At 55.7% G+C, this 23,421-nt stretch carries 22 protein-coding genes; 11 read left to right on the top strand and 11 right to left on the bottom strand.

Going from position 1 to position 23,421, the window contains the following annotated elements:
• The 3 genes from dnaX to DD606_RS19380 form a co-directional block, all read right to left on the bottom strand.
• Positions 1-649: DNA polymerase III subunit gamma/tau (dnaX, locus tag DD606_RS19390; protein ID WP_129259000.1), on the bottom strand; the 649-nt coding region annotated here is incomplete at its 3' end.
• Between the two features lie 88 nt (positions 650-737).
• Positions 738-1,289, bottom strand: a complete 552-nt coding sequence (gene apt / locus DD606_RS19385; protein WP_000127359.1) for an adenine phosphoribosyltransferase — start codon at positions 1,287-1,289, stop codon at positions 738-740.
• A 151-nt stretch (positions 1,290-1,440) separates the two neighbouring features.
• Positions 1,441-1,818, bottom strand: a complete 378-nt coding sequence (locus DD606_RS19380) for a DUF454 family protein (protein ID WP_022650503.1) — start codon at positions 1,816-1,818, stop codon at positions 1,441-1,443.
• Positions 1,819-1,868: 50 nt separating this feature from the next.
• Between DD606_RS19380 and priC the strand changes: the two genes are divergently transcribed.
• Positions 1,869-2,396, top strand: coding sequence for a primosomal replication protein N'' (gene priC, locus DD606_RS19375; protein WP_022650502.1), 528 nt, complete (start codon positions 1,869-1,871; stop codon positions 2,394-2,396).
• A gap of 12 nt (positions 2,397-2,408) precedes the next feature.
• Positions 2,409-2,585, top strand: a complete 177-nt coding sequence (gene rsmS, locus DD606_RS19370; protein WP_022650501.1) for a pleiotropic regulatory protein RsmS — start codon at positions 2,409-2,411, stop codon at positions 2,583-2,585.
• Position 2,586: 1 nt separating this feature from the next.
• Here rsmS and mscK read toward each other — a convergent pair whose 3' ends face one another.
• Both mscK and acrR read right to left on the bottom strand, forming a co-directional pair.
• Positions 2,587-5,934 (bottom strand): mechanosensitive channel MscK, encoded by a 3,348-nt coding sequence (gene mscK, locus DD606_RS19365; RefSeq protein ID WP_023315539.1) that lies wholly within the window; start codon positions 5,932-5,934, stop codon positions 2,587-2,589.
• Between the two features lie 113 nt (positions 5,935-6,047).
• On the bottom strand, positions 6,048-6,701 hold the full coding sequence (acrR, locus tag DD606_RS19360) for a multidrug efflux transporter transcriptional repressor AcrR (protein WP_032628152.1): 654 nt from the start codon (positions 6,699-6,701) through the stop codon (positions 6,048-6,050).
• Positions 6,702-6,842: 141 nt separating this feature from the next.
• Here acrR and acrA point away from each other — a divergent pair, with 141 nt between their 5' ends.
• The 6 genes from acrA to DD606_RS19330 all read left to right on the top strand — a co-directional run bounded on the left by acrA (position 6,843) and on the right by DD606_RS19330 (position 13,680).
• Entirely contained in the window at positions 6,843-8,036 is a 1,194-nt protein-coding gene (acrA, locus tag DD606_RS19355) for a multidrug efflux RND transporter periplasmic adaptor subunit AcrA (RefSeq protein WP_129258998.1), read from the top strand.
• A gap of 22 nt (positions 8,037-8,058) precedes the next feature.
• A complete protein-coding gene (acrB, locus tag DD606_RS19350; protein WP_022650497.1) occupies positions 8,059-11,205 on the top strand; it encodes a multidrug efflux RND transporter permease subunit AcrB in 3,147 nt (1,048 codons plus the stop codon).
• A 510-nt stretch (positions 11,206-11,715) separates the two neighbouring features.
• Positions 11,716-12,090 (top strand): Hha toxicity modulator TomB, encoded by a 375-nt coding sequence (gene tomB / locus DD606_RS19345; RefSeq protein ID WP_006809850.1) that lies wholly within the window; start codon positions 11,716-11,718, stop codon positions 12,088-12,090.
• A 27-nt stretch (positions 12,091-12,117) separates the two neighbouring features.
• On the top strand, positions 12,118-12,336 hold the full coding sequence (locus DD606_RS19340; RefSeq protein ID WP_015571250.1) for an HHA domain-containing protein: 219 nt from the start codon (positions 12,118-12,120) through the stop codon (positions 12,334-12,336).
• 208 nt (positions 12,337-12,544) lie between these two features.
• On the top strand, positions 12,545-13,096 hold the full coding sequence (gene maa / locus DD606_RS19335) for a maltose O-acetyltransferase (protein ID WP_129258997.1): 552 nt from the start codon (positions 12,545-12,547) through the stop codon (positions 13,094-13,096).
• A gap of 116 nt (positions 13,097-13,212) precedes the next feature.
• Positions 13,213-13,680 (top strand): YlaC family protein, encoded by a 468-nt coding sequence (locus DD606_RS19330; RefSeq protein WP_022650495.1) that lies wholly within the window; start codon positions 13,213-13,215, stop codon positions 13,678-13,680.
• On the opposite strand, the gene DD606_RS19325 is transcribed toward DD606_RS19330, so the two are convergent.
• Positions 13,652-15,112, bottom strand: coding sequence for a PLP-dependent aminotransferase family protein (locus tag DD606_RS19325; protein WP_129258995.1), 1,461 nt, complete (start codon positions 15,110-15,112; stop codon positions 13,652-13,654). The genes DD606_RS19330 and DD606_RS19325 overlap by 29 nt on opposite strands.
• A gap of 101 nt (positions 15,113-15,213) precedes the next feature.
• Here DD606_RS19325 and DD606_RS19320 point away from each other — a divergent pair, with 101 nt between their 5' ends.
• Positions 15,214-15,924, top strand: a complete 711-nt coding sequence (locus DD606_RS19320; protein ID WP_022650493.1) for a GNAT family N-acetyltransferase — start codon at positions 15,214-15,216, stop codon at positions 15,922-15,924.
• Here DD606_RS19320 and ykgO read toward each other — a convergent pair.
• Positions 15,921-16,061 (bottom strand): type B 50S ribosomal protein L36, encoded by a 141-nt coding sequence (ykgO, locus tag DD606_RS19315; protein WP_003859006.1) that lies wholly within the window; start codon positions 16,059-16,061, stop codon positions 15,921-15,923. The two genes, DD606_RS19320 and ykgO, sit on opposite strands and share 4 nt — an antisense overlap.
• 2 nt (positions 16,062-16,063) lie before the next feature.
• Positions 16,064-16,324: a type B 50S ribosomal protein L31 gene (locus tag DD606_RS19310; protein WP_015571255.1), complete on the bottom strand. Its 261-nt coding sequence runs from the start codon at positions 16,322-16,324 to the stop codon at positions 16,064-16,066.
• Positions 16,325-16,540: 216 nt separating this feature from the next.
• Between DD606_RS19310 and DD606_RS19305 the strand changes: the two genes are divergently transcribed.
• Positions 16,541-18,100 (top strand): EAL domain-containing protein, encoded by a 1,560-nt coding sequence (locus DD606_RS19305; RefSeq protein WP_022650492.1) that lies wholly within the window; start codon positions 16,541-16,543, stop codon positions 18,098-18,100.
• 51 nt (positions 18,101-18,151) lie between these two features.
• Here DD606_RS19305 and DD606_RS19300 read toward each other — a convergent pair whose 3' ends face one another.
• From DD606_RS19300 to DD606_RS19290, 3 genes are all read right to left on the bottom strand, one after another.
• On the bottom strand, positions 18,152-21,241 hold the full coding sequence (locus tag DD606_RS19300; protein ID WP_045330236.1) for a beta-galactosidase: 3,090 nt from the start codon (positions 21,239-21,241) through the stop codon (positions 18,152-18,154).
• A gap of 103 nt (positions 21,242-21,344) precedes the next feature.
• Positions 21,345-22,415 carry a LacI family DNA-binding transcriptional regulator gene (locus tag DD606_RS19295; protein WP_032608661.1) on the bottom strand — a complete coding sequence of 357 codons (1,071 nt, stop codon included), beginning with the start codon at positions 22,413-22,415 and terminating at the stop codon, positions 21,345-21,347.
• A 77-nt stretch (positions 22,416-22,492) separates the two neighbouring features.
• Entirely contained in the window at positions 22,493-23,104 is a 612-nt protein-coding gene (locus tag DD606_RS19290; protein WP_023324239.1) for a YitT family protein, read from the bottom strand.
• A gap of 84 nt (positions 23,105-23,188) precedes the next feature.
• Between DD606_RS19290 and DD606_RS19285 the strand changes: the two genes are divergently transcribed.
• Positions 23,189-23,421, top strand: a 233-nt coding sequence (locus DD606_RS19285; RefSeq protein ID WP_129258993.1) for a GntR family transcriptional regulator, incomplete at its 3' end; no start/stop codon positions are given.

The raw sequence follows: 23,421 nt of genomic DNA, 5'->3' as shown, positions 1-23,421 counted from the left end.
CATCGCGCAGGCTGCCGTCCGCCGCACGGGCCAGCAGTTGCAGCGCGCGCGGTTCATGAACAATGTTCTCTTCATCGAGAATATGCTCAAGCTGAGCGCGGATCTGCTCAACGTCCAGCGCCTTCAGATGGAATTGCAGGCAGCGCGACAGGATCGTGACCGGCAGCTTTTGCGGATCGGTGGTCGCCAGCAGGAATTTGACATGCGCAGGCGGCTCTTCCAGCGTTTTCAGCAGGGCGTTGAAGCTGTGGCGCGACAGCATGTGCACTTCATCGATCAGATAGACCTTGAAGCGGCCGCGCGCCGGGGCGTACTGCACGTTGTCGAGCAGATCGCGGGTGTCTTCCACTTTGGTGCGCGAGGCGGCGTCGATCTCAATCAGATCGACAAAACGCCCCTGCTCGATCTCACGACAGTTGTCGCACACGCCGCACGGGGTGGCGGTGATCCCGGTTTCGCAGTTCAGACCTTTTGCCAGCAGACGGGCAATAGAGGTTTTACCGACGCCGCGGGTGCCGGAAAAAAGATAGGCGTGATGGATGCGACCTAGCGACAAGCCGTTCGCCAGGGCCGTCAGCACATGTTCCTGACCGACAACGTCAGCAAAGGTTTGTGGTCGCCATTTACGGGCTAACACCTGATAACTCATGGGCAGGCTCTGCAACGCTGGAAGGTGAATTAATGGAGGGGAATGCTATCACAACCTCACCCATTGAGCGAGGTTGTGAGATATGGGATTAATGTCCCGGGAATGGCACCAGGCTGTAGCTGGTAATACCCTGTTTTTCCAGACGCTGCTCGCCGCCGAGATCGAACAGGTTGATGATGAATGCCGCGTCGGTCACTTCCCCGCCCAGACGACGGATCAGCTTCACGGTCGCTTCGATGGTGCCGCCGGTTGCCAGCAGATCGTCCACCACCAGCACTTTGTCGCCTGGCTTGATAGCATCAACGTGAATTTCCAGCTGATCGGTGCCGTATTCCAGCTCATAGCTCTCAGCAATGGTTTCACGCGGCAGTTTGCGCGGCTTACGCACCGGCACAAAACCCACGCCCATCGCCAGCGCAACCGGTGCGCCAAACAGGAAGCCACGGGCTTCAGTACCTACTACTTTGGTGATCCCGGCGTTTTTATAACGCTCAACCAGCAGTTCAATGCTGAGGGCGTACGCTTTCGGGTCTTCCAGCAAGCTGGTGACATCGCGGAAAAGAATGCCAGGTTTTGGATAGTCCTGGATACTTTTGATGCTATTTTTCAGATATTCAAGCTGCTGTGCAGTTGCGGTCATCGGTTTGTGCCTAAATGAAACAGTGTTACTCACGGCGCGCGACGAGTCGGTCAAAGTAACAGTTGTTTAACCTTTGACCAGGCGCACCTGTGCTCGAAAACGGTCGAATTTACTGGCTGTGCGCCATAATTGCAACCGCCATGATGAGGCTTCAGTGCTTTTGTTGCTTTTCATCAACCACGGGGATCCGCCACATAAAGATCAGCAGGCAGGCCAGGATCGCCAGCAGCAGAATGCGCACCCACATCATTTTCACCAGCCATAACGAGACGGCGAAGGTGATCAGGATGAAGGCAATGGCGCGCGGCTTGGCCCCGGGCGGCATAGCCCGGTGTTTTTGCCAGTGCCGCAGGTAGCCGCCGAACCACGAGCGGTACAGAAGCCAGTGGTGAAAACGCGGCGACGAGCGGGCGAAGCACCAGGCGGCCAACAGGATAAACGGGGTGGTCGGCAGCAAGGGCAAAACCACACCCAGCGTACCCAGCACTACCGCGAGCCAGCCAATGATGATTAAAATAGTACGCTGCATAATGCGAATCGTTATCAAACTGAACGGCTACTTTACCACTGGAGAGCGCCTTGAAAACAGCACTGCTTCTTGAGAGGCTGCAAAATCAGCTGATCGCGCTGCGGGCGCAGGCCACACCGCTGATGGGCCACGCCACGCTGAAACCGCGCTTTGACCGGCAGCTCTTCCGCACCCGCAGCACCGTCATTCAGGATTATCTTGCTGAAGCGCAGACCAACCTCGACGAGCTTCGCCACGCGGTTGAGAGTGAACAGCAGGAACAGGTCGCGTGGCTTGCGGAGCATCTTACCGAGCAGATCACCGCCCTGCACCGGGAAATCGCCGCCTGGCCGCTACGGGCGTGGGACAGCGCCTCGCCGGGACTGGGAAAATGGCAGCGCAAGCGGCTGGAGAACCAGGAGTTTGAGCGCCGTCTGTTTGAGATGAAGCGTGAGCGCGAAGCCCGCCTGAACACCAGCGAAACGCTGGAAGAGCAGCAGTTATTAATGCGTGAAATCAGCGCGCTGGAAGGCCGCATCGTCCGCTGCCGTCAGGCGCTGGATGAGATTGAACGCGTCATTGAACGCCTGACCCGTTAACAGGAGCAGCGGATGTCACTGGAAAATGCCCCCGATGAGGTCAAACTGGCCGTCGATTTAATTATGCTGCTGGAGAATCATGCGATCCCGGCTGAGACGGTGCTGAAAGCGCTGGAGATTGTGCGGCGGGATTTTGAGGGGAAACTTCCCCCTCACCCTGCCCTCTCCCCAGAGGGGAGAGGGAAATAATTCAGGCGGGAGTAGGGTCGTCCCCCTTAATTTCGCGCTTCACTTCCGTATGCTCGTCACCTTTCTCGTTACGCAGGTGCACTTCAAGCTGGTTGAAGGCGATATTTATATTGTTTTCACGACACAGACGGTCAATGGTGCGGTTCAGCTCATCGACGGTGTAGCTGCGATCGCGCAGTTCGCGTACGTACAGGCGCAGCTCATGATCCAGCGTGCTTGGCCCGAAGGTGGTGAAGAACACGTCAGGCGCAGGATCGTGCATCACTTTAGGATGTGATTTCGCGGCTTCCAGCAGGACCTCTTTCACTTTATCCAGATCTGAACCGTAGGCCACCCCGAGTCGGATCACCACGCGGGTGGTGGTATCCGAGAGCGACCAGTTGATCAGGCGCTCGGTCACAAAGGCTTTGTTCGGGATGATCACCTCTTTACGATCGAAGTCGGTAATGGTGGTCGCACGGATGCGGATCTTGCTGACGGTCCCGGAGAAGGTGCCGATGGTGACGGTATCGCCGATACGCACCGGACGTTCGAACAGGATAATCAGGCCAGAGACAAAGTTACCGAAGATCTCCTGCAAGCCGAAGCCCAGACCCACCGACAACGCTGCCGCCAGCCACTGAAGTTTATCCCACGAGACGCCCAGCGAGCCGAATACCGTCATCGCCCCGACAATAATAATGACGTAGTTCAGGATGGTAGTAATGGCGTACGACGCCCCCTGACGCAGGTTCAGCCTCGAGAGCACCAGCACTTCCAGCAGACCCGGCAGGTTGCGGATCAACGCCCAGGCAACCACTGACGACACCAGCGCAAAGAGCAGGCTGCCCATGGTGACGCTTTTCATTACCGCAGCGCCCGCTTCGGTACCGTTGTATTGCCAGAGCGTGATACTGTCGAGGTAGGCGAAGACGGTAATTAAATCAGACCAGATGGCCCAGAACATCACCGCAAACAGGGCGATCATCACCAGCATGGTAATACGCATCGTTTGCTGGTTGACCTGCTCCAGGGCGATAGTCGGCTCTTCCTGCGGCTCTGCCCCTTCAGCCCCCTCTTTCACCTGATGCTGCCGACGGGCAACAGCACGACGATACGCAATGCGGCGCGCCGCTACGCTCAAACCACGCAGCACGGTCTGGAACAGCAGGTTCCACACAATCACCAGATAAACCGTTTCGATCCAGCGGCCTGACAGACGCAGCGTGGTATAGAAGTAACCCGTCGCCGTCAGCACCATCAGCGCCAGCGGAATGATCGCCAGCACCGTTACGGTAACCAGACGAAGATTATGGGACTCTTTATCCCGCCAGCTGTCGCGGCACATCGGCCACATAAGGACGGCAATCAGCAGCAGGTTCAGCATAATCACCAGTTGCCCCAGTACGTCATCCATCAGATGCAGCGGCGAAAGCTCGGCCACAACTGACCAGAAGTGCAGCGGCAGCAGCGCGAGGCTGATGCGTACAATCTGGCGACGCCAGTGGCTGGTGAGTTTTTCCGGCATGTTGAAGTGGCGGACGGCGACGCCATCTTTTTCCAGCACTTTCCAGCACAGGCCAAACACCAGCCAGAACAGCGCCAGCTTCTTGCTGAACGCCCACAGCAGATCGCTGATATTCAACTGCATGGTCAGCAGGATCAGGCCCACGGCGAGTATCAACAGGCAGACCGGCAGAGCACGGATCAGATCGATCAGGATCGCTTTCGGGGTGTGCAGCTGGCTGTCGTTACGCAGTTGCCCCACTTCCGAGGCCAGCTTCGCCTGGTACTGTTTCAGCCATTTCAAACGCCAGCGTATTACGCCAGCGATGAGCAACAAAGGCAGTCCCGCCAGGAAGGCAATCATTACCGCAGGCCAGGCTTTCTCCCAGTTCACGGTAATTTTCATGCTTTTTATCTGGGATTTCAGCGTTTCCGGGAAAGATTTAAACCAGTCCCAGTCCATGGGTTTATTGCTGTTCACCCAGAAAATCTGCTGGGTCAGGATCTCCTGGAGGCTTTTAGAAACGCTCACCAGCTGCTGCTGGTTGATTTGCAGGTTAATCGCCATCATCAACTGGTTGCCCAGCTGCTTGTTGAGCTGATCGAGCAGTTCGCGGCGCATGTCCACCACCTGCAACAGCGCGTCGTGAACTTCAGCGTTCACTTCACCTGAATGGCCCTCTTCCACTTTGGCAACGAAGGTATCGCTCTGGAATAGCGCATCGCGCTGCTGGTTGACGTCAAACTGTTCAAGACGCAAATCCGCAATGCGATTGGTCATGTCTTCCAGCTCGTCGGCGGACGGCAGCGTCTGCTGTTGCTGGTAGAGAATGCGCGACAGCAGCAGGCTGCCCTTCAGGACGGCAATCTGCTCCTTGACATTACGCTCGGCCTGCAACGCGCGATCCAGCCAGTTTTTGACCTTGATATTCTGCTGTACCAGCGCGCTGCCGTTTTCAGTCGCCTGGATCAGACGTTCGCTCAGCTGGTGGTTAATCTCCAGCTCCTGCTTCACCAGCGGGTTGGCCTGAATACGTGCCGTCTCGTCTGGCGAGACCGCTTCCTGGGCCGTTTTTTCAGTCAGGGTCAGGCGCTTGCTGTTTACCGCTTCCTGCAACAGCTGAAGCTGATGCTCAAGCCGGTTGATATTCGCGGTCACGTAGTCACGCTGTTTTTGCAGCGCATCCTGTAGCACCGTGTTGCCTTCCAGGCTCTTACGCTGCTGTTCAATCTCCGCGTTTAGCAGCGTCTGCTGGATATTCAGCAGCGTTTGCTGGGTGGGGCGAAGCGCCCCTTCCCCAACGGTGACGCCATTCAGACGGTTACGTATCTGCTGTAGCTGTTGCGATGCGGAGTACATGGCGTTCTGCACGCGCTCAGGCTGGGTTTGCAGCGAAACCAGCTGGCTGTTATAGGTTGAGAGATCGGACTGCGCCGTTTGCAGATCGTCCAGCAGCTGCGCCACGCGCGACTCAAGCTGGCGCAACGACAGCGTGGCAAGCGTTTTTCGGGTTTCATCGTCGTTGTCGACGTCGCTGAGCGCATTCAGCGCCTCCGTAGCCTTACGCATGTTTTCCGGCGCCTGAGCGACCTTCTGCCTCAGCTGGGCCGTTTCGGCTTTGATGCGCTCTATCTTGTCCAGCGTTTCCAGGGTTTCCGTCAGGTCCTGCTGAACAAGTTTTTCCAGGGCGGACAGATCTTTCTGCTTATTCAGGGTGTCGAGTTGCGCCTGAACATCAGCACGCGTGGGAATGTCACTGCCGTTGTCTGCACGGGCCCAGGAAAGCGGCGCGGCTGCAAAGTAAAACAGCAGGATCAAAAACAGGGCCAGAACAAGATGTTGCGAGCGATTGATGTGCAGCATAGTTGTGAATGTGATGTGAGAAATGACCGGAAATAGTCGGGCATGAAGGATATCACGCCCGGCTGAAGCAGAATAGTACGACGGAAAGGGTCTACGATTTTTCCCGTACCCGATCAGGCAGAACGGGGGTGATGCTTACTTTGAAGGGTCGGACAGAGCTGGCACATCTCAAGAAAAATGTCGACATAGCTGCGCGCCTCTGATCTGAGATCGAACGACTCCGGAGCAAAAAGCCAGTTTTCCATCAGGCCGGAAATATAGCCGCGCATCAGTATCGCCGCCCGGCGGGTGAGTAAGGTGGCAGGAAGCATTTTGGCCTGCATGCACTCCGTGAGGACCTGTTCGATGCGATCGTAGCTTTCCAGACACAGGTCGCGTTGCGCCTGCTGAACCACCGCCATTTCGCCAACGAACTCACATTTATGGAAGATGATTTCCATCATCAGACGGCGGCGCTCTTCAACAACTGTCGCTTCAAGGATATATACTAGAATTTCTCTTAACACAGAGAGTGGATCGTGAGGGAATTTTGCCCGATACTCACTCTCAAGATCGCTAATGCTGGACTCTGAAAGCTCCCAGATTTCACCAAACAGATCGGACTTGTCTTTGAAATGCCAGTAAATCGCTCCCCGCGTGACGCCCGCGGCCTGAGCAATCTGTGCCAGCGAGGTTGCCGAAACACCCTGCTGTGAGAACAAACGCATTGCCACATCCAGAATGTGTTGTCGGGTTTCCAGCGCTTGTTGTTTGGTTTTTCGTGCCATACGTTGATGAATTTACAGGAGTCAGATTTACATACATTTATGAATGTATGTACCATAGCATGACGATAATATAAACGCAGCAATGGGTTTTTAGACTCAGGACCCTTGATCAATTTGAAATCGGACACTCGAGGTTTACATATGAACAAAAACAGAGGGTTAACGCCTCTGGCGGTCGTTCTGATGCTCTCAGGCAGCTTAGCGCTTACAGGATGTGACGACAAAGAGGCTCAACAAGGAGCTCAGCAGGTGCCAGAAGTTGGCGTCGTGACGCTCAAATCCGAACCTCTCCAGATGACAACAGAACTACCGGGCCGCACCAGCGCCTATCGCATTGCGGAAGTGCGTCCGCAGGTAAGCGGTATCATCCTGAAACGTAACTTCACCGAAGGCGGTGATGTCAAGGCAGGTGAGTCTCTGTATCAGATTGATCCAGCAACCTACCAGGCGTCTTATGAGAGCGCTAAAGGCGATCTGGCGAAAGCAGAAGCGGCAGCCAAAATTTCGCAGCTGACGTTGAATCGTTACAAGAAGCTGCTCGGCACGCAGTACATCAGCCAACAGGATTATGATTCAGCCCTGGCCGATGCGCAGCAAGCCAACGCGGCCGTTGTGGCGGCGAAAGCGGCGGTAGAAACCGCGCGTATTAACCTGGCCTACACCAAAGTGACCTCCCCTATCAGCGGTCGCATTGGTAAATCTGCCGTCACCGAAGGTGCACTGGTGCAAAACGGTCAGACCAACGCACTGGCCACCGTGCAGCAGCTTGACCCGATCTATGTTGACGTTACCCAGTCCAGCAACGATTTCCTGCGTCTCAAACAGGAGCTGGCAAGCGGTCAACTGAAACAGGAAAACGGTAAAGCCAAGGTTGAACTGGTTACCAACGACGGTATCGAGTTCTCGCAGACCGGTACACTGGAATTTTCTGATGTGACCGTCGATCAGACCACCGGCTCAATCACCATCCGGGCCATTTTCCCGAATCCGGATAAAACCCTGCTGCCGGGTATGTTCGTACGCGCCCGTCTTGAGGAAGGGACTAACCCAAGCGCCATTCTGGTTCCTCAGCAGGGTGTGACCCGTACGCCACGCGGCGATGCGAGCGCGCTGGTTGTGGGTGCCGATAACAAAGTCGAAATGCGCAATATCACTGCAACGCAGGCGATTGGCGATAAGTGGCTGGTGACGGAAGGTCTGAAAGATGGCGATCGCGTGATTATTACTGGTTTGCAAAAAGTTCGTCCTGGCGCGCAGGTCAAAGCGCAGGAAGTGAAATCTGACGACAAACAACAAGCGTCGGCCGTTGGCCAGTCAGAACAAACCAAGTCTTAACTTAAACAGGAGCCGTTAAGACATGCCTAATTTCTTTATCGATCGCCCCATATTTGCGTGGGTGATCGCCATTATCATCATGCTGGCCGGGGGACTTGCGATCCTGAAGCTGCCTGTTGCGCAATATCCAACGATTGCGCCACCGGCAGTAACGATCTCCGCAACCTACCCGGGCGCTGATGCGAAAACGGTGCAGGATACCGTTACGCAGGTTATCGAACAGAACATGAACGGTATCGATAACCTGATGTACATGTCCTCAAACAGTGACTCAACCGGTACGGTTCAGATCACCCTGACCTTTGAATCCGGTACGGATGCGGACATTGCGCAGGTTCAGGTGCAGAACAAATTGCAGCTGGCGATGCCTCTGCTGCCGCAGGAAGTACAACAGCAGGGCGTGAGCGTCGAGAAATCGTCCAGTAGCTTCCTGATGGTTGTCGGCGTGATCAACACCAACGGCACCATGACGCAGGAGGATATTTCCGACTACGTGGGCGCCAACATGAAGGACGCCATCAGCCGTACGTCAGGTGTGGGTGACGTTCAGCTGTTTGGTTCCCAGTACGCCATGCGTATCTGGATGGATCCGAATAAACTGAACAACTTCCAGCTGACGCCGGTTGACGTGATTAACGCCATTAAAGCGCAGAACGCCCAGGTGGCGGCCGGTCAGTTAGGCGGTACGCCGCCGGTCAAGGGCCAGCAGCTTAACGCCTCGATCATCGCGCAAACCCGTCTGACCTCCGCGGATGAGTTCAGCAAAATTCTGCTGAAAGTGAATCAGGACGGTTCGCAGGTTCGCCTGCGTGACGTAGCGAAAGTGGAGCTGGGCGGCGAGAACTACGACGTTATCGCGAAGTTCAACGGCAAGCCGGCATCTGGTCTGGGTATCAAACTGGCGACCGGCGCTAACGCCCTGGACACCGCGACGGCTATTCGTGCAGAGCTGAAGAAGATGGAACCGTTCTTCCCGTCAGGTCTGAAAATCGTTTATCCGTATGACACTACGCCGTTCGTAAAAATTTCGATTCACGAAGTGGTAAAAACCCTGGTTGAGGCGATCATCCTCGTCTTCCTGGTAATGTACCTGTTCCTGCAAAACTTCCGCGCGACGCTGATCCCAACCATCGCCGTACCGGTTGTATTGCTTGGGACCTTCGCGGTTCTGGCGATATTTGGCTACTCGATAAACACCCTGACGATGTTCGGGATGGTGCTCGCCATCGGCCTGCTGGTGGATGACGCCATCGTGGTGGTCGAAAACGTCGAGCGTGTGATGGCGGAAGAAGGCCTGCCGCCGAAGGAAGCAACCCGTAAATCTATGGGCCAGATCCAGGGCGCGCTGGTCGGTATCGCGATGGTACTGTCCGCGGTATTTATCCCGATGGCCTTCTTTGGCGGCTCTACCGGTGCGATTTACCGTCAGTTCTCCATCACCATCGTTTCGGCGATGGCGCTGTCGGTACTGGTTGCACTGATCCTGACGCCAGCCCTGTGCGCGACGATGCTGAAGCCGATTCAGAAAGGCGGACACGGCGAGCATAAAGGGTTCTTCGGCTGGTTCAACCGCATGTTTGATAAGAGCACGCATCACTACACCGACAGCGTGGGTAACATCCTGCGCAGCACCGGTCGTTACCTGCTGCTCTATATCATCATCGTGGTAGGGATGGCTTTCCTGTTTGTTCGTCTGCCAAGCTCGTTCCTGCCAGATGAAGACCAGGGCGTGTTCCTGAGTATGGCGCAGCTTCCGGCCGGTGCGACGCAAGAGCGTACGCAGAAAGTGCTGGATGAGATGACCGACTACTTCCTGACCAAAGAGAAAGACAACGTCGAATCCGTGTTTGCGGTTAACGGCTTTGGCTTCGCGGGTCGTGGTCAGAACACCGGTATCGCCTTCGTTTCTCTGAAAGACTGGTCTGAACGTCCAGGTGCAGAGAACAAGGTAGAAGCCATTACCGGCCGTGCAATGGGCACCTTCTCACAGATTAAAGATGCGATGGTCTTTGCCTTTAACCTGCCAGCGATTGTTGAACTGGGTACGGCGACCGGCTTCGACTTCCAGCTGATTGACCAGGGCGGTCTGGGCCACGAAAAACTGACGCAGGCGCGTAACCAGCTGTTTGGCGAGGTGGCAAAACACCCTGACCTGCTGGTGGGCGTGCGTCCTAACGGTCTGGAAGATACGCCGCAGTACAAGATCGATATCGACCAGGAAAAAGCGCAGGCGCTGGGTGTTTCCATCAGCGACATTAATACCACGCTGGGTGCCGCCTGGGGCGGCAGCTACGTTAACGACTTCATCGACCGTGGTCGCGTGAAGAAAGTGTACGTCATGTCCGAAGCGCAGTACCGCATGCTGCCGAACGATATCAACAACTGGTACGTTCGCGGTAGCGATGGCCAGATGGTGCCGTTCTCCGCCTTCTCAACCTCGCGCTGGGAATACGGTTCGCCGCGTCTGGAACGTTATAACGGCTTGCCATCGATGGAAATCCTCGGTCAGGCAGCGCCAGGCCGAAGCACCGGTGAAGCCATGAACCTGATGGAAGAACTGGCCAGCAAACTACCTGCGGGTATCGGCTACGACTGGACCGGCATGTCCTATCAGGAACGTCTGTCCGGTAACCAGGCCCCTGCCCTGTACGCCATTTCACTGATTGTGGTGTTCCTGTGTCTGGCGGCATTGTATGAGAGCTGGTCGATTCCGTTCTCCGTTATGCTGGTGGTTCCGCTGGGGGTTATCGGCGCACTGCTTGCCGCAACCTTCCGTGGGCTGACCAACGACGTTTACTTCCAGGTGGGCCTGCTGACAACCATTGGCTTGTCGGCGAAGAACGCGATACTCATCGTCGAATTCGCCAAAGATCTGATGGAGAAAGAAGGAAAAGGCCTGATTGAAGCCACGCTGGAAGCCGTTCGTATGCGTTTGCGTCCAATCCTGATGACGTCCCTGGCGTTTATCCTCGGCGTTATGCCGCTGGTTATCAGCTCCGGCGCGGGCTCCGGCGCACAGAACGCGGTAGGTACGGGTGTAATGGGTGGTATGGTCACGGCGACCGTTCTCGCCATCTTCTTCGTACCGGTGTTCTTTGTGGTGGTTCGTCGCCGCTTCAGCCGCAAAAATGAAGATGTTGAGCACAATCATTCGGTAGAACATCACTGATACCGGTTTCACATGATAAAAAGGCCGCATTTGCGGCCTTTTTCATTTTCAGAAAAAATCATAAAATAGACCTATTGCTTTTCTATTTATTTTCTTCTTTTTAAATGAGGCCTGGCATAATAGGCCGATAACTTACACCAGGGACTCAGCCTTCTTTTATTATCATTTTGCGGCGTAAATTATTCGGACTATTCCTAAGTAACGGAAATTATCTGAAGATATCTGGTTTCGGACTTCACATGAAACTTTGCGCTAACTCAATGAATTTTAAGGAACCGATAAAAAACGGTTTTTTATTTGATTAACGTGGTTGCTGCAAAAGGTACATTTGCGTAAAGGCTCGCACAGTAACGATTTAATTGTAATTTTTCGTAATAGCGCGGTGAAATCTTGATCAGAGTGGCTTATAGTTAGAGTTATCAGGAACACAGCTCCCATGTGGCTAAGCAAGTTGTATCCATCCCGACATGATGTTCGGTGAGTAAAAAATCACTCAGAAGGGGATGCGCTATGGACGAGTACTCGCCAAAAAGGCATGATATCGCGCAGTTGAAATTTCTCTGCGAATCCTTGTACCATGACTGCCTTGCCAATCTTGAAGAAAGTAACCATGGCTGGGTGAACGATCCAACGTCTGCTATCAATTTACAGCTTAACGAGCTGATCGAGCATATCGCCACCTTCGCACTTAATTATAAAATTAAGTACAATGAAGATAATAAGTTGATAGAGCAAATTGATGAATACCTGGACGACACCTTTATGTTGTTCAGCAGCTACGGCATTAACGCACAGGATTTGCAGAAATGGCGTAAATCAGGAAACCGCCTATTTCGCTGCTTCACTAATGTCAGCAGAGCTAATCCGGTTAGTCTTTCCTGTTAAAATTATTACAATTACTAAGGTGAATTTATGTCTGATAAACCATTAACAAAAGTCGATTATTTGATGCGCCTGCGACGCTGCCAGTCAATTGACACCCTCGAACGTGTTATTGAAAAAAATAAATACGAGCTCTCTGATAATGAACTGGCGGTATTTTATTCAGCTGCCGACCATCGTCTGGCTGAACTAACCATGAATAAACTGTATGACAAGATCCCCTCTTCGGTATGGAAATTTGTTCGTTAATCGTTGAAGAGAGACTGTAAAGGCATTACGCCCGTTGTTAAGCTGAATTTACCTTTCGAATTACGCTTCAAGTGCAAACGCCAGGTTCCCGTATAAAACGTATTTATGCGCATAAATGTTGTGACTCCCGTCACAGCCGCTTTTAGGGAACGTTCCCTTTCTGGTTAATCCTCTTTACGCTGCGTAAAACGATTCCAGAGAGGTTCCCATGAGTGAAGAAAAACAGAAGATGATTGCAGGTGAATATTACTGCCCTGGCGATGACACGCTGAGGGCTGACCGTTTACGCGCGCGTCATCTTGTTCACCGCTATAACCATACCGCACCCGATGAGAAGGCCGAACGTCGCGCCTTATTAGCTGACCTGCTGGGCCAAAGCGAAGGCGCCTATATAGAACCGAGCTTCCGCTGCGACTACGGGTATAACATCTATCTGGGCAAAAATTTTTATGCCAACTTTGACTGCGTCATGCTGGATGTCTGCCCTGTCCGCATTGGCGATAACTGTATGCTTGCGCCGGGGGTGCACATTTATACGGCCACACATCCTCTGGATGCGACCGAACGTAACAGCGGGCTGGAGTACGGTAAACCGGTCACCATTGGTGATAACGTCTGGATCGGCGGACGTGCGATCATTAACCCGGGCGTAACCATTGGCGATAATGCGGTTATCGCTTCCGGCGCGGTAGTGACCAAAGACGTGCCGGCCAATGCTGTCGTGGGCGGCAATCCGGCGAAAATCATTAAAATGCTCTAAGCGCATCCTGAGTAACTGTTATGCTTTTTCCTGGCATAACTGTTACTTTCATCGCGTAAACCCCTCTCATAAAATAAGCAGATCACCTGTATTTTCAACAATCATAAAGGCAAAAAATGACAGAGATACAGCGCCTGCTTACCGCCACCATCGACGATCTCAATACTCGCGAAAAGCGCGACAATCGCCCGCGCTTTAGCATTAGCTTTATTCGCAAACACCCCGGGTTGTTCGTCGCCATGTACGCCGCCTGGCTGGCAACGCTTATCGTCATGCTGAAATCTGAAACGCTGGTCGATTCCGTCTGGCTGCTGGTAGTGCTGTTCGTGGTGTTTAACGCGTTTTTCTTTTTCGACGTCAATCCGCGTTACCGGTATGAAGATATCGACGTACTCGATTTCCGCGTGTGCTACAACGGGGAGTGGTACAACACGCGTTACGTGCCGAAGGAGCTGATCGACAGCATCCTGCACTCGCCGGCTGTCGAAGCCGGGCAAAAAGAGAAGTTGCAGAAAATGGTCACCACCAAGGGCCAGCTCTCTTTTTATGATGTCTTTACCCTTTCCCGCCCCACTGCTGCGTAATTAACGCCTGAAGACGTCGGATACCCGGCGCAAACTGCGAAGCAGAGGTATTGCCGTAACCTAAAACCAGACCGGTTTGCCCCTGCTTCGTCTCAAGGTAATATCCGCTCAGCGCAGCGGGTGCCAGCTGAAACGCTCTTGCCTGCTCCACCAGCCGCTGGTCGTCGATACCGTCAATCGCCAGCGCCAGGTGCATCCCTCCTTCTCCGGCAAGAACACGGTGCGGCGTATGAAGCTCTGCGCTTAGCACCTCTCGCAGTTGGCGGTATCGCTTACGATAAAGTCGGCGCATGGCGGCAAGATGTCGCGCATAGTGGCCTTCCTCAATAAACAGCGCCAGGGTGCGCTGTTCAGCGCGATGCCCGCCGCGCAGCAGCGAGCCGATGGCGGGACGTGCCGCCTTCGCCAGCGCTGGCGGTAACACCATGAACCCCATTCGGAGCGACGGAAACAGCGTTTTGCTGAACGTCCCCAGATACACAACGGGCGCGTTGTTGACCATACCCAGCATCGCCGGGACGGGCTCACCGGTATAACGGAATTCGCTGTCGTAATCGTCCTCAATGATCCACGCGTTGTTCTGCCGGGCCAGTTCCAGCAGCGCCAGACGCCGCCGCGCGCTGAGTACGCTTCCGTAAGGGAACTGATGCGATGGCGAGGTAAAAATCAGCGTGGGTGAAGGCGCACACAGCCCTTCCCAGCACATCCCTTCGTCATCCACCGGTATGCCGGTCATCGCCAGGCCGGTTTTGACAAAAGCGCTTTTGGCGCCGCTATAGCCGGGATTTTCCACCCAGGCGACATCCCCCGGCTCGCTTAACAGCATTGTGCACAGATTGACGCCCTCCAGCGCCCCTTCGGTTATCACTATCTGGCTGGCGTCACAGTCAATGCCGCGGGAGAGCGCAAGATGGCGGGCAATGGCGGCCCGTAGCGACGGCTCGCCAGCAGGGTTGCCATACCCTAACAGGGCGCTTCCCTCCTCGCGCAGGACGCGATCGTACAACCGCCGCCACAGCGGCAAGGGGAAATAGTTGATGGCAGGCGTTCCCGGCGTAAACGCCATCACCGGAGTGTCACGCGGCACAGGCGCGGGCAGCCGGGCGACACGTTTTGTCAGCCTGACGTCCGGGTCCGGTAATGTCCGGGCAATCGTACGAGGAGCGAATTGCCCCACCCGCGTGCCCTGGCGGCTACGCAGCAAATAACCTTCGAGCGTGAGCTGGTCCAGCGCCGCGTTGACGGTATTTCGGGACACCGAGATCTGATGCGCCAGCGTTCGTGAGCCGGGCAAATGGCTGCCGGACCGAAGCCTTCCGCACAGTATGGCCTCCCGCAAAGCAAGATAGAGCGCGCGCTGGAGCGTCTCTGTCCCACGTTTTTTCAGCGCAGCATGGAGCAAGGTGTATAGCTCATCACCCGGTATATTCATCATTCCTCCTTGTGGTACCAGAAAAACATAACCTGGTGGTTCTTTTTAAGGAACCAGCAATTCATTAATCTGGAGATCTTCTTAACATCATGGAAATAAAGATGAATACATTCAATGAGTTTGGTCAACCTGTAGGGGAAAGCCTTATCGACTGGCAGCCTCGGCCGCACCCGTCCCGGGTGGTACTTCAGGGTCGCTATTGTCGGCTTGAGCCGCTGCGCATGGAGCATGCCCACGCGTTGTTCTCTGCGTATTCCGTGGCCGGAGATACCCGAAGCTGGACGTGGCTGCTGCGTGAGCCCGATGCCACCGCAGAGGAGTTTGCCGAATGGGTGGCGAGCGTAAGCGAATTAGCCGATCCCATCCACTTTACCGTTATCGATAACCAGACCCAGTCTCCTGTCGGGACGCTGTCCCTGATGCGGATCGATCCTAAAAACGGCGTCGTGGAAGTGGGACATGTTCACTTCTCGTCACTGTTAAGCCGCACGCCCATGTCGACAGAAGCGCAGTATCTGCTGATGCGGTACGTGTTCGATACCCTGGGCTACCGGCGTTATGAATGGAAGTGCAATAGCCTGAACGAACCCTCCCGCAAAGCGGCCCTGCGTCTTGGCTTTCAGTTTGAAGGGCGTTTTCGCCAGGCGCTGGTCATTAAAGGCCGAAACCGGGACACCGACTGGTTTTCAATTCTCGACAAAGAGTGGCCAGCGCTGGCGAGCGCCTTTGAAAGCTGGCTTGCCACCGACAATTTTACTGCCGATGGCAAACAGAAAAGATCCCTGGAAAGCTGGCGAGAAACGCGCGTCTAGCGCCTTTTTTTACGCCCCTGCACCGCCTTAAAGCGCGGGTTAGATTTGCAAATCACGTATAAGCGTCCCTTGCGTTTGACTATCTGGCAATCCGGGTGACGCTGTTTTGCACTGCGCAATGAGTTAAGCACCTGCATGATTAGCCTCGCTTCGCATCAAGAAAGCCGCCAAAACGCTTGCGGAAGCGTGCCGCGCTGCCATCTGTCGAGAAGGTCTTCTGCTTCCCGGTATAAAACGGATGTGATTTAGAGGAGACATCAAGAGTAACGTAAGGATACGTTTTCCCCTCAAGCTCAATTTCACGATCTGTCTTAATCGTTGAGCCAACTTTAAAATATTCATTAGCCGTGGTGTCGTGAAACACAACGGTGCGATAGGTTGGATGGATATTCGGTTTCATCTCTGGCCTTTATGTATTGTTATAACATAACAAAATACTATCTGAGCTTTGCTGCAAAAACAACCCCTGTGACGCACAGACTGTTTTTGAAAGGTTTATTCAGATACCTGTCTGAGACGGTTGCATGCTATAACTATATCATTTACCGATAAAAACTTTTTCCTCTGGCGCGCAAACTCCAGGCCCGGGGCGGGCATATGGGAAGGATAAAACAGCATGCGTACCCGACATCTGGTCAGCCTGGTGACAGGCGTACTGATCTTCTCTGTGCTGGTCCCTGTGTGCCTCAGTATCTGGCTGGCGCATCGTCAGGCTGAGGAGAAATTTGTGGACGCGCTGGACAGCTATGCCTCGCGTGTCCTGATCCGTACCGACAGAGTCGTTGCGCAGGCAAAACAGGCGCTCACGCACCTACAGACATTCCACGCCCCGCCCTGCACTCCCCCGCATTTACGCGAAATGCGCCGGGTCGCGTTCTCATGGCGCTATATCCAGGAAGTGATGTATATCGATAACCTGAAACCGCTCTGCTCATCGCTTGAACAATCCAGTGATACGGCGATCTTACCGCCCCCAATGCGGATCACAGAAGATGGTTATAGCGCGTGGCTCACCTCGCAAAACGACCTCGGCATTCAGCGTTATATGGCCGTTCTGGGGAAAGGACATTATCTGGTAATGGTCGATCCGGCGTCGCTTGTGGATGTTGTTCCGTTTGGTGAAATCTCAATGGATGCCGCCCTGGTGGGCAGCTCAACCCATCATATATTTGCCAGAAGCAATGTTCTCGACCCGTATATTCTCTCTGTCGTTAAGGAGCAGCAGGACGTTACGCGCGTGCAATACAACGGCTCAATGTACGTGATGAAACCTGTACCCGAACTGGGGTTTACGGTGATCGCTTGGGTGTCGTTAAAACCGCTGGCGGCTTCCTGGCACCAGCAACTGATCATCTGGCTACCGGCTGGCATACTGCTAAGCCTGGTTGCTGCCCTTATTGTCCTGCGCATTCTCCGCCGTTTGCTGTCCCCGCGTCACCGCCTGATCGACGCGATCAACAACCGGGAGATCGAGGTTCACTACCAGCCCATCGTGGCGCTGTGTAGTGGAAAACTGGTGGGTGCTGAAGCGCTGATGCGCTGGCCGCAGCCAGATGGCAGTAACCTGTCGCCTAATCTCTTTGTTCCGCTGGCTGAGCAGACAGGGCTTATTTCAACGCTGACGCGGCTAGTGGTAAATGAGGTATTTGAGGATCTAGGCGCCTGGCTACACCATCACCCGGAACTGCATATTTCTGTCAACCTTGCGCCATCGGATTTAACGTCCCCCGAGCTGCCTCGCCAGCTGAGTCAGTTGCTCAACAAATGGGGCGTCCACCCGCGCCAGATCGCCCTTGAATTAACCGAGCGCGGGTTTGCCGATCCTGCCGTCAGCGTACCTGCTATCGCTGCATTTCGCCGCGCCGGGCACGCTATCTACATTGATGATTTTGGCACGGGTTACTCCAGCCTGAGCTATTTGCAGGATCTGGATGTCGATACTCTGAAGATTGATAAATCCTTTGTGGATGCGCTGGAGTACAAGCACGTGACTCCCCACATCATCGAAATGGCCAAATCGCTTAAACTGGCGATGGTCGCAGAAGGCATTGAAACTGAAGGGCAGATCGAATGGTTGCATCGCCACGGCGTGCAGTACGGCCAGGGCTGGTATTTCAGCAAGGCGCTGCCTAAAGAGGATTTCATTCTCTGGGCCGCGCACAACCTCAGGAAATAAACCGATTGTGCGGTGTTACGTGCGGCCACGGCAGTGGCCGCACGTTTCGGCTCAGCCGTTCTGCTGCCAGCTAAACGTGTAGCGCAGCCGGCGGTTTTGCAGAATGAAGGCCGGGGCTACGCTCGGGCTCCATGAGTCGTCCCCCCCTACGCCCATGTGAAACGCATCAAGATTCAACCAGCAGCCAGCCTCCTCCCGCAGCAAGTGCTGATGCGTTGTCTCATGCAGCTGCCGCTGGCTATAACGGCTCAGGGAGAAATGGAACTGTCCCTGCAACTGATGGGAGCCAAACGTCAGCTCGCGGGTGTCGCAGCGCAAACCGTTCTCCGTCGGGAAGATATACGGCGTCTGCATCTCTTCCAGCGGTAACGCCCAGCGTCCCTGCTGCGCCGCCAGTTTTCTGTCCGGATAGTTTTCCAGCGGGCCTAGTCCCAGCCAGCGCACCGTTTCCGGGATATCCGCCAGCATAACGCTCAGGCCCACGCGAGCGGGCTCAGGAATGTCAGACGCCACCGTCACCTGCACATCACCGTGCAGCACCCCGTGGTCATCAATCCGCCAGACCTTGCAGCTCATAAATAGCGCTTTACCCTGATGCTCCCAGACGTGCTGCGTGGTCACTATCACCTCACGGTTATGCTGCTCCGCTTCACACTGGAGGAGGCGCGCGGACATCTCATACATCCCTGCCGCTTTCCAGCGTTCCACCCACGCGTTCGGATCGATGCGGGTCGCCTCGCTGACGCCAATGTCATTGTCCAGCGGCGCGCGGGTGAAGTTATCCGTTAGCGGAGAACGGAGCGTTTCAGCGCCCTCGTTCCACCACTGGGTCAAGTTTCCGGTGAGACGGCTAAACTGCCAACGCTGCTGCTGATGAGTAATGTCCAGCGCCTCGTCCTGCACCGTTAGCTGCGGAGGGGTTCCGCCTGCTTTCGGTGGCGCAAGGTACAGCGGCGCCGGGAGCGGCCACTGATCCCAGGCACAACGGTGGCCGGGCGGCGACCACGACGTGGCCTGCGGCTGAACGATCTCCACGTTGAGCCAGACCTCGCCCGGCTCAGCGACAAGTTCAGGCAGCGGGATCTCAACGTGCTGCGTCCCCTCGGGCGCAACAGAAAGGGGTGTTTCGCCGGAAGCCAGTACCGCACAGTCACGCGCCACCGACCATCGCAGATACTCGTTGTCAGTATGACGGAACAGATAATCGCTCTGGATCTCGACGACCAGCGGAGCGGTGCTCACCAGCGTAAAGGTAAAGAACTGCTGGGCACGCTGCGCCTCGTAAAGGGCAGGATGCGGAGTGCGATCGGGAAACACCAGCCCGTTGAGGCAGAACTGACGGTCGTTGGGCTTATCGCCAAAATCGCCGCCGTAGGCCCAGAATACCGTGCCGTCTTCCGCTTTTTTCGTCAGCGCCTGATCGACCCAGTCCCAGACAAAGCCGCCCTGCAACCGGGGATGGCTGCGGAATGCCTGCCAGTAGCTGGCAAAGCCGCCAAAGCTGTTGCCCATCGCGTGGGCATACTCGCACAGGATCAGCGGACGGGTTTCGTCCGGCATACCAATCCACTTTTTAATCGACCACTTTGGCACCGCCGGGAACGGCTGATCCTGATCGACGCGAGCGTACATCGGGCAGACAATATCGGTTGCCGCCGTACTGGCGCCGCCGCCTTCATACTGCACCGGTCGCGTGGGATCGGTGGTTTTCAGCCAGCGGTACAGCGCATCGTGATTCGCCCCATGCCCGGACTCATTCCCCAGGGACCAGATGATGATGGACGGATGATTCCGGTCCCGCTGCACCATACGCGTTACGCGTTCGCTCATGGCAGGCAGCCAGCGCGGATCGTCCGCCAGGCGGCTCATTGGCACCATGCCATGGGTTTCAATATTCGCCTCATCAACCACGTACAGGCCGTAGCGATCGCAAAGCGTGTACCATAGAGGATGGTTCGGATAATGCGAGCAGCGCACGGCGTTGAAGTTATGCTGCTTCATCAGTTCGATGTCGCGGCGCATGGTCGCCTCATCCATCACCTGCCCCTTCTCAGGATGATGTTCGTGACGGTTCACGCCGCGGATCAGCAGCGGTTTGCCGTTAAGCTTCAGCTGGCCGTTGCTGATTTCGACGCGTCTGAAACCGACATTGCAGGCTTCAGTCTCCAGCACGTTACCCTGCGCATCCCGAAGCGACATTGTCAGCCGATAGCATTCCGGTGTTTCAGCGCTCCATAGCGCAGGAGCGTTCACGGGTATCGCCACCCTAAGCCGTTCTGCCCAACTGCCGCGTTCGTCCACGATGGCCGATCCGGGCTGCTGCGTGGTTTGCGCGCAGGCTTCGCCGTTACGCCACAGGGTAAACGCCACCTCGCATTCGGCGTAGCGTGTGCCTTCCAGCGCAACGTCAACCCGGAGTATCGCCCGATCGCATTCGGCATTCAGATCGGTCACGATCTGATAATCGGCAATTCGCGTTTCCGGCTTGTGCAGCAGCGAGACGTCACGGAAAATGCCACTCATCCGCCACATGTCCTGATCTTCCAGATAGCTTCCGTCGCACCAGCGTAACACCATTACCGCCAGGCGGTTCTGCCCCGGTCGCAGCACCGCGCTGAGATCGAACTCCGCAGGCAGACGGCTGTCCTGCGAATAGCCCATCCACTGGCCGTTACACCACAGATGAAAAGCTGAATTCACCCCGTCAAAAATAATGCGGGTTTGCCCGCTGCACATCCAGGCGTCATCCATCTCAAATGTGAGCGAGTAACAACCGGTTGGGTTTTCAGCCGGAACATAGGGCGGGTTCACATTTATCGGATAGGTGACGTTGGTATAGATGGGAGTATCAAATCCCTGCATCTGCCAGTTCGACGGCACGGGCATCTCAACGGCATCAGCCAGATCGTCCGTTATCCATGCCTCCGGAACCTGCTCTGGCGCCGGGAAAAAGCTGAATCGCCAGATGCCGTTAAGCAGACGCTTGCTCCGCGAAGGCTTATCCTCGCGGGCGAAGGTTTCATCGCGCCAGCTATGAAAAAGCGCGTGTGCGGCCAGACGATTCCACTGCGTCACACCCGGGTTTTCCCAGTCACGACGCGCCAGAAGTGCGCTGAGAGTCAGCGGCAATGTAGAAGACATATCAACCTCTTTGCGAAGCGCTCACAATTTTAGCCAACATGCCCTGGTAAACGGTAGCGGTAAAGACTTTGATCGTCACCAGGCGAGCATGATCACAAAAGTGCTAGCTGCGCGCCAGTTTCTCCGCCAGCAGCGCCAGCGTTCTGAGCTGTTGCGCAAGATCTTCACGATCGGCCTGCTGTGCGGCGCGCGGCGCGGTGGAATGACGCACGATCAACGTAACGGGAAGTTGTTCCTGCCTGCGTTCGTGGTGATGGGCAGGTGCCATCAGCCACTCCACGCTGCGCTCACCGGCCTCGCGGAACGCCTGCCGAACGGTGGTGAGCGGAGGTGAAAACCACGCGCTGTCAGCCGTATCATCAAACCCGACAACCGAGATCTGCCCCGGTACCGCAACGCCTTTTTCCGCACAGGCGCGTAAAACGCCAAGCGCCATCTGATCGTTAGCGACGAGGATCGCCTCCGGCAGCTGCGCGCCCGCCAGGAGCTGATGCCCTTTCTCATAGCCCGAAGCCGCGCTCCAGTCGCCCTGCGCCACCGCAAACGCCTCCACGTCGGCCTGAGCCAGCGTGGTTTTCCATCCCGCCAGACGAGCCCGGGCAGAGACAGAACTTTCCGGCCCGGCGAGCAGCGCAATTCGCTGGTGCCCCAGCGAAAGCAGATGCTCTGCCCCCAGGGCAGCGCCCTGTTCGGCATTGAAAACGAGACTGTTAACCCGAGCTGTGGGGGACACATCGAGAAAAAGAACCGGGGTCGGCGAGGCCATTTCCTGAAGCATTTCTGCCAGGGCATCTTCCAGCGGAACGTTCACCAGCAGCGCCTCTACGCGCTGCGCCAGTAATTCCTGCAAAGCAGCCTGACACTGCGCGGGTTGCTCCACCATGGAGATGAGTACGCTAGCCCCCTGCTCCACTGCCCGGGATTTTACAGCTGAGGCGATTTGCGACGGCGCATGTAGCGCCAGATCGCTGGTCATCAGCCCCAGCGTGCGGGTGCGTTTCCCGGCCAGCTGCTGCGCGCCACGGTTGGGCACATAGTGTAGCGCCGCCATGGCCTGCCGGACCTTTTCCCGCGTACGGGCAGAAACGTGTTCCGCGTCGTTAATCACCCGGGAAACGGTCTGATAAGAAACGCCTGCCACGCGGGCAACGTCATAAAGAGTGATCGCTTTCATACATTCTGGCGTCGTGAAAAGAGAAGTCTCTATTCTGACACAGTTACGCCATCATAGCCTGTGAGCGCTTCGCAAAATTAAACAATCCGCTCCGGCTGTGCAGCTTTCTGAATGCGCGGTCTCTGGCGAAACCACGGCAAACAGAGCTGGATCAGCGGGCCGATGGTTAATGCATACAGCACGGTTCCAACGCCAAACGCTCCCCCGAGGAGGTAGCCGACGATCAACACAGTCACCTCGATCGCGGTACGCACGCTGCGGATCGACCAGCCCAGCCGGGCGTGTATGCCGGTCATCAGGCCGTCGCGCGGGCCTGCGCCAAAACCCGCGCCGATATACATCCCGGTGGCAAGGGCGTTAACCACAATGCCGGAAACCAGCAGGGTGATGCGCACGGGCAGCGAGGTGAGCTCAGGGATCAGCGCCATTGACGCATCTGCCGCCAGACCAATACAAATCACATTACTGATAGTGCCCAGCCCCGGCAGCTGACGCAGCGGGATCCACAGCAGCAGCACCGCTGCCCCGGTTAAAATAATCACCGTGCCGATGCTCATCCCTGTCTGGATGGCGACGCCAAGGTGAAAGACATCCCAAGGGTCGACACCCAGATCCGAACGAATAAACATCGCGGTTGAAAGCCCGTACAGGCCTAAACCGACATAAAGTTGTACCAGACGACGTACCATTTTCTCTTCTCCGAAGTACCAGGTTCCATCTTCGGTGAAAATGGCACTATGATTAATGTCCAGTTTTCAAATAGTGGACTGCACATGTCATCACGTCGTTTTGGAAGCCAGTCTCTGGTACGCCTGTTAGGGCACTGGCAGCAAGCCTCTTCCCGTACCCCGCTGTGGCGCCAGCTGGCTGACGCGTTACGCCTGTTGATTCTGGATGGCAGGCTGGCGCTAAACACGCGCCTGCCCGGAGAGCGGGAGCTGGCCACCGCACTGAGCGTAAGCCGCACCACCATCAGCAGCGCGCTGGCGCATCTGCGGGAAGAAGG

Origin of the sequence: Enterobacter cloacae complex sp. GF14B (genome assembly GCF_004136805.1) — a bacterium.
Classification (GTDB): domain Bacteria; phylum Pseudomonadota; class Gammaproteobacteria; order Enterobacterales; family Enterobacteriaceae; genus Enterobacter; species Enterobacter hormaechei_C.
Note: the sequence above shows the minus strand (reverse complement) of the source record. Positions and strands in the feature narration are given on the sequence as shown.